The organism is Caulobacter rhizosphaerae (genome assembly GCF_010977555.1).
In the GTDB taxonomy this organism is placed as follows: Bacteria; Pseudomonadota; Alphaproteobacteria; order Caulobacterales; family Caulobacteraceae; genus Caulobacter; species Caulobacter rhizosphaerae.
Genome location: NZ_CP048815.1, coordinates 4,996,609 through 5,011,243, shown reverse-complemented (window position 1 = coordinate 5,011,243; position 14,635 = coordinate 4,996,609). Strand labels below are relative to the sequence as shown.

The following is a 14,635-nucleotide window of genomic DNA, read 5'->3' as shown; positions in this document are numbered from 1 at the left end:
GCCGTGTTGGCTAGAGCTTACCGTCGACCGCTTGCTGCACGTAGCTGGGATCGAAGCGCAGCTTGATGTTGTTCGGATCGCCCAGGGTCTTGCCGCCCGGGAAGCTGATGCCGATGTCGTCCACCGACTTCGCGCCCTGGCCGAACAGGCCCATGCTGAAGCTGAACTTGCGTACGCGATCGTTGGCGGTGACCAGATCCGGGCTGACCGTGGCCGCCAAGGCCGCCTTCGGCTCCGCATAGAGGTGGGTGGTCTTCAGCTGCCCCTCGAAGCTGGCGAGATCCGCCCCCGACAGCTTGGCCATCTGTTCACGCGCGGCCTTGCCTTCCGGCGTCTGGGCCACGGTCAGGGCCATGGTCTCGTACCAGATGCCGGTCAGGGCCTTGCCCAGGTTCGGGTTGGCCTTCAGCGCCTCGGTGCTGACCATCAGGCCGTCCAGGATCTCGCCGGGGATCTTCGAGCTGTCAAAGACCTCGGTCGCGCCGGGCATCTTCTTCACCTCGGAAAGCTGCGGGTTCCAGGTGACCAGGGCCTTGGTGTCGGCCGCCCCGAAGGCGGCGACGATGTCGGCGTCGGAGGTGTTGACCGTCTTGACGTCGCTCATCTTCAGGCCGGCCTTCTCGAGCGCGCGGGCCAGCAGGTAGTGCGACACCGACAGCTCGACGAGATTGACCGGGCGCCCCTTGAGCTCGGCCAGGCTGGTCCCGTTCTTCAGCACCACGCCGTCGTTGCCGTCGGAGTAGTCGCCGATCATCACCACCGTCGTGTCCTTGCCGGCGGCGGCGGGCACGGTCAGGGCGTCCATGTTGGTGGCGGTGACGCCGTCCAGCTTGCCGGCCGAGTACTGGTTCAGCGACTCGACGTAGTCGTTGATCTGCACCAGCTCGATCTTGACGCCGTACTTGTCGGCCCATTTCTTGACGATGCCCGATTGCTGGGCGTAGGCCCACGGCATCCAGCCGGCGTAGATCGTCCAGCCGATCTTGTACTCGCTCTTGGCCGCAGCGGCGCCCGAGGCGGCAGGCGCGGCCTTGTCGCTGGCGGCCTTGGGCCCGCACGACGCCAGCGCCAGACAGGACACGGCCAAGGCCGCCACGAAACGCTTGCGGGTGAACAGGACACTCATCGGCGGCTCCCTCGATTGGCTTGAAGAGAGCGTTTTCCATATTACGAGTTGTCGCAATCGTAATACCGACGGCCGGCTACGGCGGCGGTTCCATCGCGGCCTTTCTGCCGAAAAAGCAGGCCAATCCCGCCCGGAGGCGCCGCATCACGCGCCGTTTGGACGTGCGTCCCGTCTTGGGTCGCCAGCCGGGTTTGCCGACGCCGCCAGCCTCGCCACCGTTCGAGCCAGACATGTGAGGGCGCAAGGATGCTGTCCAGATCGATGGCGAATATCTGGTCTTTCCTGCGTGAAGGCCTCACGGCGCGGGGCGGTCGCTACTGGATCACCTGAGCGGCCGCCGGGCTGAAAGGACGTCCTGCCTTCAGCGATGCTCGCCCAGGGCCTTCAGCATGCCCAGGCGCGCCAGTTCGTCCGCGCGTTCGTTGTGCACGTGTCCGGCGTGGCCCTTGACCCAGCGCCAGTCGACCTCGTGGCGCGCCCGGGCGGCGTCGAGACGCTGCCACAGGTCGACGTTCTTGACGGGGCTCTTGTCGGCGGTCTTCCAGCCCTTGGCCTTCCAGCCATGGATCCACTGGGTGACGCCCTTCATCACGTACTGGCTGTCGGTATGCAGTTCGGCCTTGGTGGGTTTGTTCAGGGCTTCCAGGGCCTGGATGGCCGCCATCAGCTCCATGCGGTTGTTGGTGGTCGCCAACTCGCCGCCCATGATTTCCTTCTTCTTGTCGCCGTACATCAACAGGGCGCCCCAGCCGCCAGGGCCGGGATTCCCGCGACAGGCGCCGTCGGTATAGATCACCAGTTTCGGGGTCACGCGCCGGTCCCGAACAGGCTGAGGCCCTCGCGGTGCACGGCCAGCTTGCGCTCGTACTCCAGCGGGTCCTTCGGCTTGACCAGGGCCCCGGCCGGGGTGGCGCCCCAGTCGGCTAGGCGGGTCAGGAAGAAGCGCATGGCCGCGCCGCGCGCCAGGATCGGAATGGCGTCGCGCTCGGTGGGGCTCAGCGGTCGGCGGCGCTCATAGCCGGCCACCAGCGCCCGGGCGGCGGTGATGTTGAAGCTGCCGTCGGCCTCGAAGCACCAGGCGTTCAGGGTCACGGCGATGTCGTAGGCGTAAGCGTCGTCGCAGGCGAAGTAGAAGTCGATGGCCGCGGCGAACTTGCCGTCCGGCTTGAAGAACACGTTGTCGGGGAAGTAGTCGGCGTGGATCACGCCCGTGGGCAGGCCGCGCGGCCACGACAGGGCCAGCTCGGCCAGGTCCTTGTCGATGGTGGCGGAGAGGCCCGGCTTGAGGCCGTCGGCGGCCTTGCGGTGCTTGGCGAACAGCGGCGCCCAGTGCGGCTGGCCCAGGTCGTTGGCGCGGCGGGCCGGATAGCCCTCGCCGGCCAGGTGCAGCCAGGCCAGGCCCTCGCCGGCCTCGCGGCAGTGAGCGACGGTCGGGCGGCGGGCCGACAGGCCGGGCAGGAACTCGACCAGGGCGGCGGGCTTGCCGCGGATGGTCTTCAGGGTCGCGCCCGCGCGGTCGGCGATCGGCTTGGCGCTGGGATAGCCGCGATCGGCCAGCCAGGTCAGCAGGTCGAGGAAATAGGGCAGGTCCTCGGGTTTGGCGCGCCGCTCGTAGACGGTGAGGATGAACCGGCCGCTCTCGGTCTCCAGCAGGAAGTTGGAATTCTCCACCCCCTCGGCGATGCCCTTGAACGCCACGGCCTGTCCCAGGTCGTAGTCGGAGAGGAAGGCGGCGAGTTCGTCGTCGGTGATGTCGGTATAGACGGCCATGGCGCGGGGATGCGGGACGGGGCGCTGGCGGTCAAGAGCGTCGTCGGTTTTGTGCTAGAATGGCTTTGGAAGGAGACGATCCATGACGGGTGAACCAGACGGCGACAAGCCTGCGGTCTCGACGGGGCAGGGTGAGCCCGCGCCGTCGACTGAGACGCTTGCGGATGAACGGTTCGCGCGCGGAGAAGCCTTTATGGCCCGCTACAGAAACACCTTCGAAGCGCTTGCGAAGCCGGACAGCGCCGCCGATCTGGAAGTCATCCGCCAGGTCGAGCTCGGCGCCGAGATCATGGATGAGTATGGCGAGACATTCAGCGCTCTGGCCAATCCGACCAATTGACCTGACCTCCCGACTCCAACGCCCGTCATCCTCGGACTTGTTCCGAGGATCTCTTGTTCCGCAGGGCTGTCATTCGTGAGCCGAGCAACGTTAGCGCCGCGAGCATCCGGCGGCTTCAGCGAAGCTGAGGCAGGGGTCCCCGGAACAAGTCCGAGGATGACGGGCAATGGGCGTCATCGCTTCAAGTCGTCAGCAGCCGCGGCAGCTTGAAGGTCACCGTCTCGCGCGCCTCGACCAGTTCGTCGACGGTCACGTCGTAGCGGGTGGCGATGGCGTCGATCACGCCCTGGACCAGGTCTTCCGGCGCGGAGGCCCCGGCGGTGAGGCCGACCGTGGTCACGCCCTCGAACCACGACCAGTCGATGCCGCGCGCGTCCTCGATCAGTTGGGCCTCCGCGGCCCCGGCCCGCTTGGCGACCTCCATCAGCCGCACCGAGTTGGACGAGTTCCGCGAGCCGACCACCAGCACCAGCTCGGAGGCCTCGGCCAGCGACTTCACCGCCTCCTGGCGGTTGGTGGTGGCGTAGCAGATGTCTTCCTTGTGCGGGGCGGCGATGCCCGGGAAGCGCTGCTTGAGCAGGTCGACCATCGCGGCCGTGTCGTCGACCGACAGGGTGGTCTGGGTCAGGAAGGCCACGTTGGCCGGGTCGCGGGGGACCCAGGCGCGGGCGTCGTCGATGTCCTCGATCAGGGTGACCACGCCCTCGGGCAGCTGTCCCATGGTGCCGACGACCTCGGGATGGCCGGCATGGCCGATCAACACGATCTCGCGGCCGGCGTCATAGTGCTTCTGGGCCTCGACATGGACCTTGGAGACCAGCGGGCAGGTGGCGTCCAGATAGACCATCTCGCGCGACCTGGCCTCGGCCGGCACCGACTTGGGCACGCCGTGGGCCGAGAACACCACGGGGCGGTCGGCCGGGGCCTCGTGCAGCTCCTCGATGAACACCGCGCCCATCGCCTTCAGGCGGTCGACCACATGGCGGTTGTGGACGATCTCGTGACGCACATAGACCGGCGCGCCGAACTTCTCGATCGTCCGCTCGACGATCTGGATCGCCCGGTCGACGCCGGCGCAGAAGCCGCGCGGGCTGGCCATGACCACGCGGAGCTCGCGGCGGCCGGGGGAGGGGATGGGCGAATGGGCGTTCATGGGCCGAACCTAAGGGTTCCGGGCCATCCGCGCCAGCATCCGGCCGCAACTGCGTGAAATCTGCTGCGCATTGCGACGTCACGCATATGCCTTTATCAGGCTCCATGACGCTGGCGGGAATTCCCGCTCAAGCTTTGCAATCTCGAACCGGACGTTTCATGCGCCGCACTCTCTCCGTCGCCCTCAGCGCCCTTATGGCTCTCTCGATCGCCGCCACGGCGGCGACCGCCCACGCCCAAGCGGGCGGCCGGGGCGGCCAAGACCAGGGCGGCGGCGACGATCAGGTCGCCAAGAAGAAGAAGCGCGATGATGAATGGAACCAGCCCAAGGCTCCGCTGGCCCAACTGCGCAACGCCGGCCCGTGCCCCTATGTGAAGGTGCTGTACGACGCCAGCCGCTATGTCGAGTTCAAGGACGGCAAGGAGTCCGCCGCCCAGACCGCCTATACCGGCGAGATCCAGGGCCTGTCCTCCGGCTGCGCCTACAAGAGCAACGACCCGATCAAGATGCAGGTCCAGATCCTGTTCGAGCTGGGCCGCGGCCCGCAGGCGACGGGCGGCCAGAAGACCTATCGCTATTGGGTCGCGGTGACCGAGCGCAACAAGGACGTCCTGGCCAAGGAATATTTCGACCTGCCGGTGAACTTCCGCGACGGCCAGGACCGCGTCTACGCCACCGAGACCCTGAAGACCATCACCATCCCGCGCGCCGACGAAAAGGTCAGCGGCGGCAATTTCGAGGTCCTGATCGGCTTCGACGTGACCCCGGAAATGGCCGCCTTCAACCGTGACGGCAAGCGCTTCCGCGTCAACGCCGGCCAGACCCAGCAAGCCCAGACCCAACCTGGAAACGTCGCCAAGCCATGAGTGATTTGAAGCGGTCCCTGAGCGAGGCGGCCGCGGCCGCCTTCCAGGCCGCCGGACTGTCTCCCGACTTCGGTCGCGTCACCGCGTCCGACCGGCCCGACCTGGCCGACTTCCAATGCAACGGGGCCCTGGCGGCCGCCAAGAGCGCCAAGCGCAATCCGCGCGAGATCGCCGAGCAGGTCGTCGAGGTCCTGAAGACCGACCCGCGCCTGGCCTCGGTCGAGATCGCCGGGGCCGGCTTCATCAACATGCGCGTCAGCGACGAGGCCCTGTCGGTCCGGGCCCGCGAGATCGCCGCCGACACGCGCGCCGGGGCCGAGCCTCTGCCCGCGCCGCGCCGGGTGCTGGTCGACTACGCCGGCCCCAACGTCGCCAAGCCGATGCACGTGGGCCACCTGCGCGCCTCGATCATCGGCGAGTCGATCAAGCGCCTGTACCGCTTCCGCGGCGACCAGGTGCTGGGCGACGCCCACTTCGGCGACTGGGGCTTCCAGATGGGCCTGCTGATCGTCTCGGTCGGCGATGAGCGCGGCCTGTTCGACGGTTGGGTCTCCGAAGCCACGGGCCAGTTCGTCGGCGATGAAGCGAGCGCTCAGGTCCATCTGCAATTGCGCGACCTGGGCCTTGAGGATCTGGACCGCGCCTATCCGCTGGCCGCCGCCCAGGCCAAGACCGATGACGCGTTCCGCGACCGCGCTCGCCGGGCCACGGCTCTGCTGCAGGGCGGCGCTGCGGCCTATCGCGCGATCTGGACCCGCTTCGTCGAGGTCAGCCGCGTGGCGCTGGAGCGCGAATTCCATGCGTTGGGCGTCGATTTCGACCTGTGGAAGGGCGAGAGCGACGCCAACGACCTAATCCCGGGGATGATCGCCGAGCTGGAGGCCAAGGGCCTGCTGGTCGACGACCAGGGCGCCCGGATCGTCCGCGTCGCCCGTCCGGGCGAGACCAAGAAGAAGAAGCTGCCCGACGGTTCGGTGGTCGAGGTCGAGAGCCCCGACCCGCTGCTGGTGGTGTCGTCGGAAGGCTCGGCCATGTACGGCACGACCGATCTGGCCACGATCCTGGACCGTCGCCGGTCGTTCGATCCGCATCTGGTCCTCTATTGCGTCGACCAGCGCCAGGCCGACCACTTCGAGCAGGTGTTCCGCGCCGCCTACCTGGCCGGTTACGCCGAGCCGGGCGGGTTGGAGCACATCGGCTTCGGCACCATGAACGGGGCCGACGGCAAGCCGTTCAAGACCCGCGCCGGCGGGGTTCTGAAGCTGCACGACCTGATCGAGATGGCGCGCGAGAAGGCCCGCGAACGCCTGCGCGAGGCCGGCCTCGGCGCCGATCTTACGCCCGAGCTCTTCGAGGACATCGCCCACAAGGTGGGGATCGCGGCCCTGAAGTTCGCCGACCTGCAGAATTTCCGCGGCACGTCCTACGTCTTCGATCTCGACCGCTTCACCAGCTTCGAGGGCAAGACTGGGCCCTACCTGCTGTACCAGTCGGTGCGCATCAAGAGCATCCTGCGCAAGGCGACCGAGCAGAAGGTCGTCTCGGGCCCGATCGTGGTCGGCGAGCCGGCCGAGCGCGACCTGACCCTGCTGCTGGACGCGTTCGAGGGCGCGCTGTCGGACGCCTACGACAAGAAGGCCCCCAACTTCATCGCCGAGCACGCCTACAAGCTGGCCCAGACCTTCTCAAAGTTCTACGCCGCCTGCCCGATCCTGAGCGCCGACGAGCCGTTCGTCCGGGCCTCGCGCCTGGCCTTGGCCGAGACGACGCTGAAGCAGCTGGAACTGGCGCTGAACCTGCTGGGCATCGAAGCGCCGGAGCGGATGTAGGGCGCGACGGCGCTCTTCGGTTGACTCCGAAAGCGCCGTCGCCCAAACACGCCTCGACCCTCGCGGGAGACATCGGGATTCTGTCCCGAGGCCGAAGGCGCAACCGCCCCGGAAACGCTCAGGCAAAAGGACCGCGCGGGTTTAGGAACGCTGGAAAGAGGCAATCGGCAACGGTTGCCCGCCGAAGGAGCAAGGCCCTGTCGCTTTCGAGCGGCCATGGGCCGGAATCTCTCAGGTCAAAGGGACAGCGGGGGCGAGACCACCTGGCGAAAGCCGGGCGGCGTCGCCGACCCCGATTGGAGCCCTCATTGTCCAGCCAAAGCGTGTCCGAGCAAGACCTCAAGAAGACCCCGCTGTACGACGCGCATGTCGCGGCCGGCGCGCGCATGGTGCCGTTCGCCGGCTACCACATGCCGGTGCAGTACAAGGACGGGGTGCTGAAGGAGCATCTGTGGACCCGCGAGCATGCGGGCTTGTTTGACGTCTCGCACATGGGCCAGGCCCGGCTGCGCGGCGAGAACCCGGCCAAGAGCTTCGAGAAGCTGGTCTCGGCCGACTATGAGGGCCTCAAGCCCGGCAAGCAGCGCTACGCCGTGCTGCTGAACGACCAGGGCGGGGTGATCGACGACCTGATGACCGCCCGCCCCGACGACGACGGCCTGTTCATCGTCGTCAACGGCGCCTGCAAGGACAACGATTACGCCATCATCGCCAAGGCGCTGGAGGGCGAGGCGACTGTGGAGCGCCTGGAGGACCGCGCGCTGCTGGCCCTGCAGGGCCCCGAGGCCGCCGCCGTCCTGGCCGCCCACGTGCCGGAAGCGGCGAACATGGTGTTCATGGACACCGCCGCCCTGACCGCCTTCGGGACCGACGCCATCATCTCGCGCTCGGGCTATACCGGCGAGGACGGCTACGAGATTTCCGTACCGGCCGGTGAGGCCGAGCGGATCTGGAACACCCTGCTGGCCGACGAGCGGGTCAAGGCCATAGGCCTGGGCGCCCGCGACAGCCTGCGCCTGGAGGCCGGCCTGCCGCTGTACGGTCACGACATGGACGAGACGGTCTCGCCGATCGAGGCCGGCATGCCGTTCGCCGTCGGCAAGAGCCGCCGCGAGGCCGCCGACTTCCCGGGCGCGGACCGGATCCTCAAGGAACTGGCCGGCGATCTCAAGCGCGTGCGCGTGAACCTCAAGGTGCTGGAAGGCGCCCCGGCCCGCGAAGGCGCCGAGATCGCCGATGAGGCGGGTAACGTCGTCGGCAAGGTCACCAGCGGCGGCTTCGGGCCCAGCTTCGGCGGCGCCATCGCCATCGGCTTCGTCCCCCCCGCCCTGGCGGTGGTCGGTTCGACGCTGAAAGTCATCGTCCGAGGCAAGCCGCAGGCGGCCGAGGTCGTGGCCTCGCCGTTCGTCCCGACCCGCTACGTGCGCAAGATCTAGCTCCAGACACAAAGGGCCCAGACCATGAAGTTCACCAAGGACCACGAGTGGGTCGAAGTCGCCGGCGACATCGCCACGGTCGGCATCACCGCCTATGCCGCCGAACAGTTGGGCGACGTGGTGTTCGTCGAGACCCCGGACGTCGGCAAGACCGTCAAGCAGGGCGAAGCCCTGGCGGTGGTCGAGAGCGTCAAGGCCGCCTCCGACGTCTACGCCCCGGTGTCGGGCGAGGTGGTCGAGGCCAACGCCGAGCTTTCCGACAGCCCCGAGACCGTCAACGCCCTGCCGGAAACCGGCGGCTGGTTCGCCAAGATCAAGCTCTCGAACCCCGCCGAGGTCGACGCCCTGATGGACCGCGACGCGTACGAAGCGTTCCTCTCGACCCTTTAGCCTGCCACGAACCTCGTCCTTCGAGGCCCGCTGCGCGGGCGCCTCAGGATGAGGTTCGAATGCGATCTCAGTAGTCCTCATCCTGAGGCGCCGCGAAGCGGCCTCGAAGGACGAGGGCGGTCCAAGAAAGCCACCGCCTTATGCGCTACCTCCCCCTCACACCTCAGGATCGCGCCGACATGCTCGGCGTCATCGGCGCGGAGTCGATCGACGACCTGTTCGTCGACGTGCCCGCCGTCGCCCGCCGCACGGGCGTGGTCGACCTGCCGCTCCACGCCGGCGAGTTGGAGGTGGAGCGCGAGATGCTGGCCTTGTCGCGTCGCAACCGCTCGGCGTCGGAGGGCCCGTTCTTCGTGGGGGCGGGGGCCTATCGCCACCATGTGCCGGCCAGCGTCGACCACATCATCCAGCGCTCGGAATTCCTGACCAGCTACACGCCCTACCAGCCCGAGATCGCCCAGGGCACGCTGCAGGTGCTGTTCGAGTTCCAGACCCAGGTCGCGGCCCTGACCGGCATGGAGGTGGCCAACGCCTCGCTCTATGACGGCTCCACCGCCACGGCCGAAGCGGTGATGATGGCCACGCGGGTCACGCGCCGCAGCAAGGCGGTGCTGTCGGGCGGCGTGCACCCGCACTATGTCGGCACGGTCGAGACCCTGGCCCACGCGGCCGGCGTCGCCACCGATCGACTGGCGCCGGCCATCGACGCCGAGGACGCGGTGATCGCCGCCATCGACGCCGACACCGCCTGCGTGGTCGTCCAGACCCCCAACGTGTTCGGCACGGCCACCGACGTGACCAGGATCGCCGCCGCCGCCCAGGCCGCCGGCGCCCTGCTGATCGTGGTCACCACCGAGGCGGTCTCGTATGGCCTGCTGAAGTCGCCCGGCGAGATGGGCGCCGACATCGTCGTGGCCGAGGGCCAGTCGATCGGCAATGGCCTGAACTTCGGCGGCCCCTATGTCGGCCTGTTCGCCTGCAAGGAAAAATACGTCCGCCAGGCCCCGGGCCGGCTGTGCGGCGAGACCGTCGACGCCGACGGCCGCCGCGGCTTCGTCCTGACCCTGTCGACCCGCGAGCAGCACATCCGTCGTGACAAGGCCACGTCGAACATCTGCACCAACAGCGGCCTGTGCGCCCTGGCCTTCAGCATCCACATGAGCCTGCTGGGCGAGAAGGGCCTGCGCCGGCTGGCCCTGGTCAATCACCAGAAGGCGGTGAAGCTGCGCGACGCCCTGGCCGCCGTGCCCGGCGTCGAGGTCCTGACGCCGCGCTTCTTCAACGAGTTCGCGATCAAGGTGCCGGCCAACGCCGCCGAACTGGTCGAGACCCTCGCCGCCAACGGCGTCATCGCCGGCGTGCCGTTCTCGCGCCTCGACCCGACCGCCGGCCTCGACGACGTCCTGCTGGTCGCCGCCACCGAGACGACGCCCGACAGCGACATCGCCTTCTTCGCCAAGGCCCTGACCAAGGTGCTGGACCAATGAGCATGAACACCGTCGGACGGCCCACCCGTCCCGAAGCCCCCCAAGGCGCTGACGTCAACGACTACGTCCACCCGACCCTGACCGGGGCCCGCGGCTTGCTGCAGGACGAGGCGCTGATCTTCGAACTGAACGCCTGGGACAAGACCGGCGTCGACCTGCCCGACGCGCCTGCGGCCGACGACCTGGGCGACCTGGTCCGCAAGGCTCCGATCGGCCTGCCGGGCCTGTCGGAGCCCGAAGCCGTGCGCCACTATGTGCGCCTGAGCCAGAAGAACCACGCCATCGACCTGGCGCTCTATCCGCTGGGCTCGTGCACGATGAAGCACAACCCGCGCCTGAACGAGAAGATGGCGCGCCTCCCGGGCTTCTCCGATATCCACCCGCTGCAGCCGCAGTCGACGGTGCAGGGCGCGATCGAGCTGATGGACCGCCTGGCGCACTGGCTGAAGACCCTGACGGGCATGCCGGCCGTGGCCTTGAGCCCGAAGGCCGGGGCCCACGGCGAGCTGTGCGGCCTGCTGGCCATCCGCGCCGCCCACGAGGCCAACGGACAGGGCCACCGCAAGACCGTGCTGGCCCCGACCAGCGCCCACGGCACCAATCCGGCCACGGCGGCCTTCTGCGGCTACACGGTCGTCGAGATCGCCCAGACCGACGACGGCCGGGTCGACCTGGCCGACCTGGAAGCCAAGCTGGGCGACCACGTGGCCGCCATCATGGTCACCAACCCCAACACCTGCGGCCTATTCGAGCGCGACGTGGTCGAGATCGCCCGCCTGACCCACGCGGCCGGCGCGTACTTCTATTGCGACGGCGCCAACTTCAACGCCATCGTCGGCCGGGTGCGCCCGGGCGACCTGGGCGTCGACGCCATGCACATCAACCTGCACAAGACCTTCTCCACCCCGCACGGCGGCGGCGGTCCGGGCGCTGGGCCGGTGGTGCTGTCGGCGGCCCTGGCCCCGTTCGCGCCGACGCCCTGGGTGGTCAGCCGCGAGTTCGGCTTCAAGCTGGTCGAGGAAGCCGAGGGACCCGCCGCCCAGGCGTTCGGCCGGATGAGCGCCTTCCACGGCCAGATGGGCATGTTCGTGCGCGCCTACGCCTACATGCTCAGCCATGGGGCCGACGGCCTGCGCCAGGTGGCCGAGGACGCCGTCCTCAACGCCAACTACATCAAGGCCCGCCTCGGCGACCTGATGAGCCCGGCCTTCCCGAACGGCCCGTGCATGCACGAGGCGCTGTTCGACGACGCCTGGCTGGAAGGGACGGGGGTGACCACGCTCGACTTCGCCAAGGCGATGATCGACGAGGGCTTCCACCCGATGACCATGTACTTCCCGCTGGTGGTGCACGGGGCGATGCTGATCGAGCCGACCGAGACCGAGAGCAAGCAGGAACTAGACCGCTTCGTCACGGCGCTCCGCGCCCTGGCCGGGGCTGTCGCCAAGATCAAGAATGGGGGCGGCGATGTCGACCGGTTCAAGGGGGCTCCCTATCACGCGCCGCTCAAGCGCCTGGACGAGACCCAGGCCGCCCGGAAGCCCCGTCTGAGGTGGAAACCTGTGGCCGCCGCGCCACTGGCTGCGGAATAGACGCCACAGTCGGCGAAAGCGACAAAAGGGCGCCTTTACGGAAGGGCGGGCCGTTCTCATATCGGTCTCAGTGAGCCGAGGAGGCCGGCCCCCGCCGGGATCAAACGGACCACGGAACCGTTTCGTCCTGCCATGAACCTCGCTCTCGCCATGCCGCCCGTGCGCTTCTCCGCCGCCGATGAACTCGCCCGCGAGCTTCTCGGGCGGATTTCCCGCGTCGTACTGGTCACCCTGGGCCTGATCCTGGTGGTGGCCGGGTTCCTGATCGCGCCGCTGCCCGGCCCGCTGGGCGTGCCGCTGACCGTGGCCGGCCTGATGCTGGTGCTGCGCAACTCGTTCCGGGCGCGCAAGCAGTTCGTCCGCTTCCAGCACGCCCATCCCAAGCTGCTGTTCCCGCTGCGCCGCCTGCTGCGCCGCGAGCCGGAGGTGTTTCCGGTGGCCTGGCAGCAGGTGCTGCGCATGGAACGGCTGATCGTCCCGCGCCGCTGGCGCGTGGCCAAGCGCTGGCGCCAGTCGTTCAAGCGCCGATCGCTGCAGCGCCAGTCCGCCAAGCAGGACGCGTGAACTCGGCGGCTGAAACGCTCGCCAGGCTGCCTTCGAGGCTCTACCGCCGCCGTCGCCGCCTGGCCCTCGTCCTGCGGGAAACCGCGGGCCGCGTCGCCCGCTGGGCGGCGCTGGCCTTCGGCGTGCTCGTGCTCCTGGCCGGAGTCGTCCTGACGCCGCTGCCGGGCCACCTGGGCCTGCCGCTGCTGGTCGTCGGCCTGATGATCGTGCTGCGCAACTCGTTCCAGGCCAAGCGGCGCTTCCTGCGCTGGCAGCGCCGCCATCCCAAGCTGATCTTCCCGATCCGCCGCCTGATGCGCCGCGAGCCCGAGATCATGCTGGTGGCCTGGCAGCAGCTGTTGCGGTCCGAGAAGGTGTTCCTGCGCAAGGCCAAGTGGCGGGTGCTGAAGCGCGGCCGCAAGCACCTGAAGCGCCGCTGGCTGAAGAAACAGCCGGTTTAGGGTTCTTCCCCCTCTGGGGGAGGAGCGCCGAAGGCGCGGAGGGGGCAAGTGTCAGCCGCCCATTCCGCTACCCCCTACGGGCGCTTGCCCCCACCTGGCGGCTTCGCCGCCTGTCCGCCCCCATAGGGGGCGGAGCGCTCACCGGACAAGAAAAAGGGCGCGCCCCGCGAGGAGCGCGCCCTTGATGTTTGCCGATCCGAAAACCGCTATTGCAGCTTCGCGCCGACCTGGGCGATCGCCGCGTCGACGAGGCCGTCCGAGGCGCCGGTCGCGAGACGGGCGACCAGGATCTGCTCGGCGGCCTGGGCGGCCAGGTCGACAGCGGCCGACTTGACGTCGGCGGCGGCCTGGGCCTCGGCCTGGGCGATCTTGCGCTCGGCCATTTCGGCGCGGCGGGTGATCTGCTCCTCGAGCCGGGCCTTGGCCTCGGACGCGATCAGAGCGGCGTCGGCCTTGGCGGCTTCCAGCATGCCGGCGGCCTGACGCTCGGCTTCTTCCCGCTGGGCCTTCACGTCCGCGAGCAGGGCCTGGGCCTCTTCCCGCAGTTGCTGGGCTTCGTCGAGTTCGGCCTTGATCTTGGCCGCGTGGGCGTCCAGCGCGCCGAACAGCGCGCCCGGCAGGACCTTGAGCACGACCAGCAGGCCGATGAACAGGGCCAGGCCGATCAGGACCCACAGCTCGGGATTGGCGAGATCGAAGAGGGCTTCGTGTTCCATCGTCGTCTCTCCCTAGGCCAGCGAGGCGGCGAGCTCGGCGGCCGAAGCCGCCTTGCCCGTCAGCTTCTCGACGATGGCCCCGGCCGTTTCCGAAGCCACCGTGCGGACGTGGCCCATGGCCTCGTCGCGGGCGGCCTGGATGCGGCCCTCGGCGGCGGCCAGCTTTTCGGCCAGCGCGGCCTCTTCCTTGGCCTGACGCTCGGCGGCCTCGGCCGAAGCCTTGGCCTTGGCGTCCGCAGCGGTCTTCTGGGCCTTGGCGCGGGCCTCGGCCACTTCGGCCGCGGCTGCGCGGGCCTGCACCTCGGCCTCGTCCTTCAGGCGACGGGCGTCGGCGATGTCGCCGGCGATCTTGGCGCCGCGGGTCTCGATCGCGCCGCTGACCCGGGGCAGGAGCGCCTTGGACAGCACCGCGTAGAGAACGGCGAAGATGAGCAGCAGCCAGACGATCTGGCCGCCCCAGTGCTGGAACTGCAGCTGGGGAAGCCCGCCGCTTTCCTGCCCGTGGGGGGGCTCAGTCGATTCGACCGTGCCGTGATGTTCCGTCGCCATGGGCGAAGAAGCCTCTCAAGATTTGGAGCCTTCTCGAACGCCGAGAAGGCTCGAAGAACGAGTCCGGGGCGCCGTCGATCCTCGGGACCGACCGCGCCCCAGGGTTTTACTTCGAGAACAGGATCAGGAAGGCGATGACCAGGGCGAAGATGCCCAGGGCTTCGGTCAGGGCCATGCCCAGGAACAGCATCGGACGCTCTTGAGCGGCCGCGGTCGGGTTGCGCAGGGCGCCTTGGAAGTAGTTGCCGAACATGATGCCCAGGCCGATGCCCGCGCCGATCATGCCGAGCATAGCCAGGCCGGCGCCGATGAACTTAGCGGCGGAAGCGTCCATGATTGAGACTCCTTGGGAAGTGGTGTGTTGGTTGGAAGACTAA

Annotated in this window: 16 protein-coding genes and 1 riboswitch; of the genes, 9 read left to right on the top strand and 7 right to left on the bottom strand. The window is 68.7% G+C overall.

Annotated features, from left to right (window positions below; translation table 11 throughout):
* Positions 1-10: 10 nt before the first annotated feature.
* The 3 genes from G3M57_RS22845 to thrB form a co-directional block, all read right to left on the bottom strand.
* A complete protein-coding gene (locus G3M57_RS22845) occupies positions 11-1,126 on the bottom strand; it encodes a putative urea ABC transporter substrate-binding protein (RefSeq protein ID WP_163233184.1) in 1,116 nt (371 codons plus the stop codon).
* Between the two features lie 361 nt (positions 1,127-1,487).
* On the bottom strand, positions 1,488-1,937 hold the full coding sequence (gene rnhA / locus G3M57_RS22840; protein WP_056756927.1) for a ribonuclease HI: 450 nt from the start codon (positions 1,935-1,937) through the stop codon (positions 1,488-1,490).
* Entirely contained in the window at positions 1,934-2,896 is a 963-nt protein-coding gene (thrB, locus tag G3M57_RS22835) for a homoserine kinase (RefSeq protein ID WP_163233183.1), read from the bottom strand. Before thrB ends, rnhA begins: the two co-directional genes overlap by 4 nt.
* An 82-nt stretch (positions 2,897-2,978) precedes the next feature.
* Between thrB and G3M57_RS22830 the strand changes: the two genes are divergently transcribed.
* A complete protein-coding gene (locus G3M57_RS22830; RefSeq protein ID WP_163233182.1) occupies positions 2,979-3,236 on the top strand; it encodes a hypothetical protein in 258 nt (85 codons plus the stop codon).
* A 181-nt stretch (positions 3,237-3,417) separates the two neighbouring features.
* Here the strand turns inward: G3M57_RS22830 and ispH are convergent, their stop codons facing one another.
* Positions 3,418-4,389, bottom strand: a complete 972-nt coding sequence (ispH, locus tag G3M57_RS22825) for a 4-hydroxy-3-methylbut-2-enyl diphosphate reductase (RefSeq protein WP_056756932.1) — start codon at positions 4,387-4,389, stop codon at positions 3,418-3,420.
* Positions 4,390-4,547: 158 nt separating this feature from the next.
* On the opposite strand from ispH, the gene G3M57_RS22820 reads away from it, so the two are divergent.
* The 8 genes from G3M57_RS22820 to G3M57_RS22785 all read left to right on the top strand — a co-directional run bounded on the left by G3M57_RS22820 (position 4,548) and on the right by G3M57_RS22785 (position 12,993).
* Positions 4,548-5,255, top strand: coding sequence for a Tat pathway signal sequence domain protein (locus G3M57_RS22820; protein WP_163233181.1), 708 nt, complete (start codon positions 4,548-4,550; stop codon positions 5,253-5,255).
* The gene (gene argS / locus G3M57_RS22815; protein WP_163233180.1) at positions 5,252-7,084 is read left to right on the top strand and encodes an arginine--tRNA ligase; all 1,833 of its coding nucleotides are present in this window, start codon (positions 5,252-5,254) and stop codon (positions 7,082-7,084) included. The genes G3M57_RS22820 and argS overlap by 4 nt, the downstream gene beginning before the upstream one ends.
* A 53-nt stretch (positions 7,085-7,137) precedes the next feature.
* Positions 7,138-7,228, top strand: a riboswitch (glycine riboswitch).
* A 164-nt stretch (positions 7,229-7,392) separates the two neighbouring features.
* A complete protein-coding gene (gcvT, locus tag G3M57_RS22810) occupies positions 7,393-8,520 on the top strand; it encodes a glycine cleavage system aminomethyltransferase GcvT (RefSeq protein ID WP_163233179.1) in 1,128 nt (375 codons plus the stop codon).
* A gap of 24 nt (positions 8,521-8,544) precedes the next feature.
* Entirely contained in the window at positions 8,545-8,910 is a 366-nt protein-coding gene (gene gcvH / locus G3M57_RS22805) for a glycine cleavage system protein GcvH (RefSeq protein WP_057185636.1), read from the top strand.
* 140 nt (positions 8,911-9,050) lie between these two features.
* Complete coding sequence (gene gcvPA / locus G3M57_RS22800) at positions 9,051-10,397, top strand: aminomethyl-transferring glycine dehydrogenase subunit GcvPA (RefSeq protein WP_163233178.1); 1,347 nt, start codon at positions 9,051-9,053, stop codon at positions 10,395-10,397.
* Entirely contained in the window at positions 10,394-11,989 is a 1,596-nt protein-coding gene (gene gcvPB, locus G3M57_RS22795) for an aminomethyl-transferring glycine dehydrogenase subunit GcvPB (protein ID WP_163233177.1), read from the top strand. The genes gcvPA and gcvPB overlap by 4 nt, the downstream gene beginning before the upstream one ends.
* Before the next feature lie 132 nt (positions 11,990-12,121).
* The gene (locus G3M57_RS22790) at positions 12,122-12,553 is read left to right on the top strand and encodes a hypothetical protein (RefSeq protein WP_056756956.1); all 432 of its coding nucleotides are present in this window, start codon (positions 12,122-12,124) and stop codon (positions 12,551-12,553) included.
* Complete coding sequence (locus G3M57_RS22785) at positions 12,550-12,993, top strand: hypothetical protein (RefSeq protein WP_057185639.1); 444 nt, start codon at positions 12,550-12,552, stop codon at positions 12,991-12,993. The genes G3M57_RS22790 and G3M57_RS22785 overlap by 4 nt, the downstream gene beginning before the upstream one ends.
* 206 nt (positions 12,994-13,199) lie before the next feature.
* Here the strand turns inward: G3M57_RS22785 and G3M57_RS22780 are convergent, their stop codons facing one another.
* From G3M57_RS22780 to G3M57_RS22770, 3 genes are all read right to left on the bottom strand, one after another.
* The gene (locus G3M57_RS22780) at positions 13,200-13,709 is read right to left on the bottom strand and encodes a F0F1 ATP synthase subunit B (RefSeq protein WP_056760898.1); all 510 of its coding nucleotides are present in this window, start codon (positions 13,707-13,709) and stop codon (positions 13,200-13,202) included.
* Positions 13,710-13,721: 12 nt separating this feature from the next.
* Positions 13,722-14,258 carry a F0F1 ATP synthase subunit B family protein gene (locus G3M57_RS22775; RefSeq protein ID WP_057185641.1) on the bottom strand — a complete coding sequence of 179 codons (537 nt, stop codon included), beginning with the start codon at positions 14,256-14,258 and terminating at the stop codon, positions 13,722-13,724.
* A 106-nt stretch (positions 14,259-14,364) separates the two neighbouring features.
* A complete protein-coding gene (locus G3M57_RS22770) occupies positions 14,365-14,592 on the bottom strand; it encodes a F0F1 ATP synthase subunit C (protein WP_018061086.1) in 228 nt (75 codons plus the stop codon).
* Positions 14,593-14,635 lie beyond the last annotated feature (43 nt).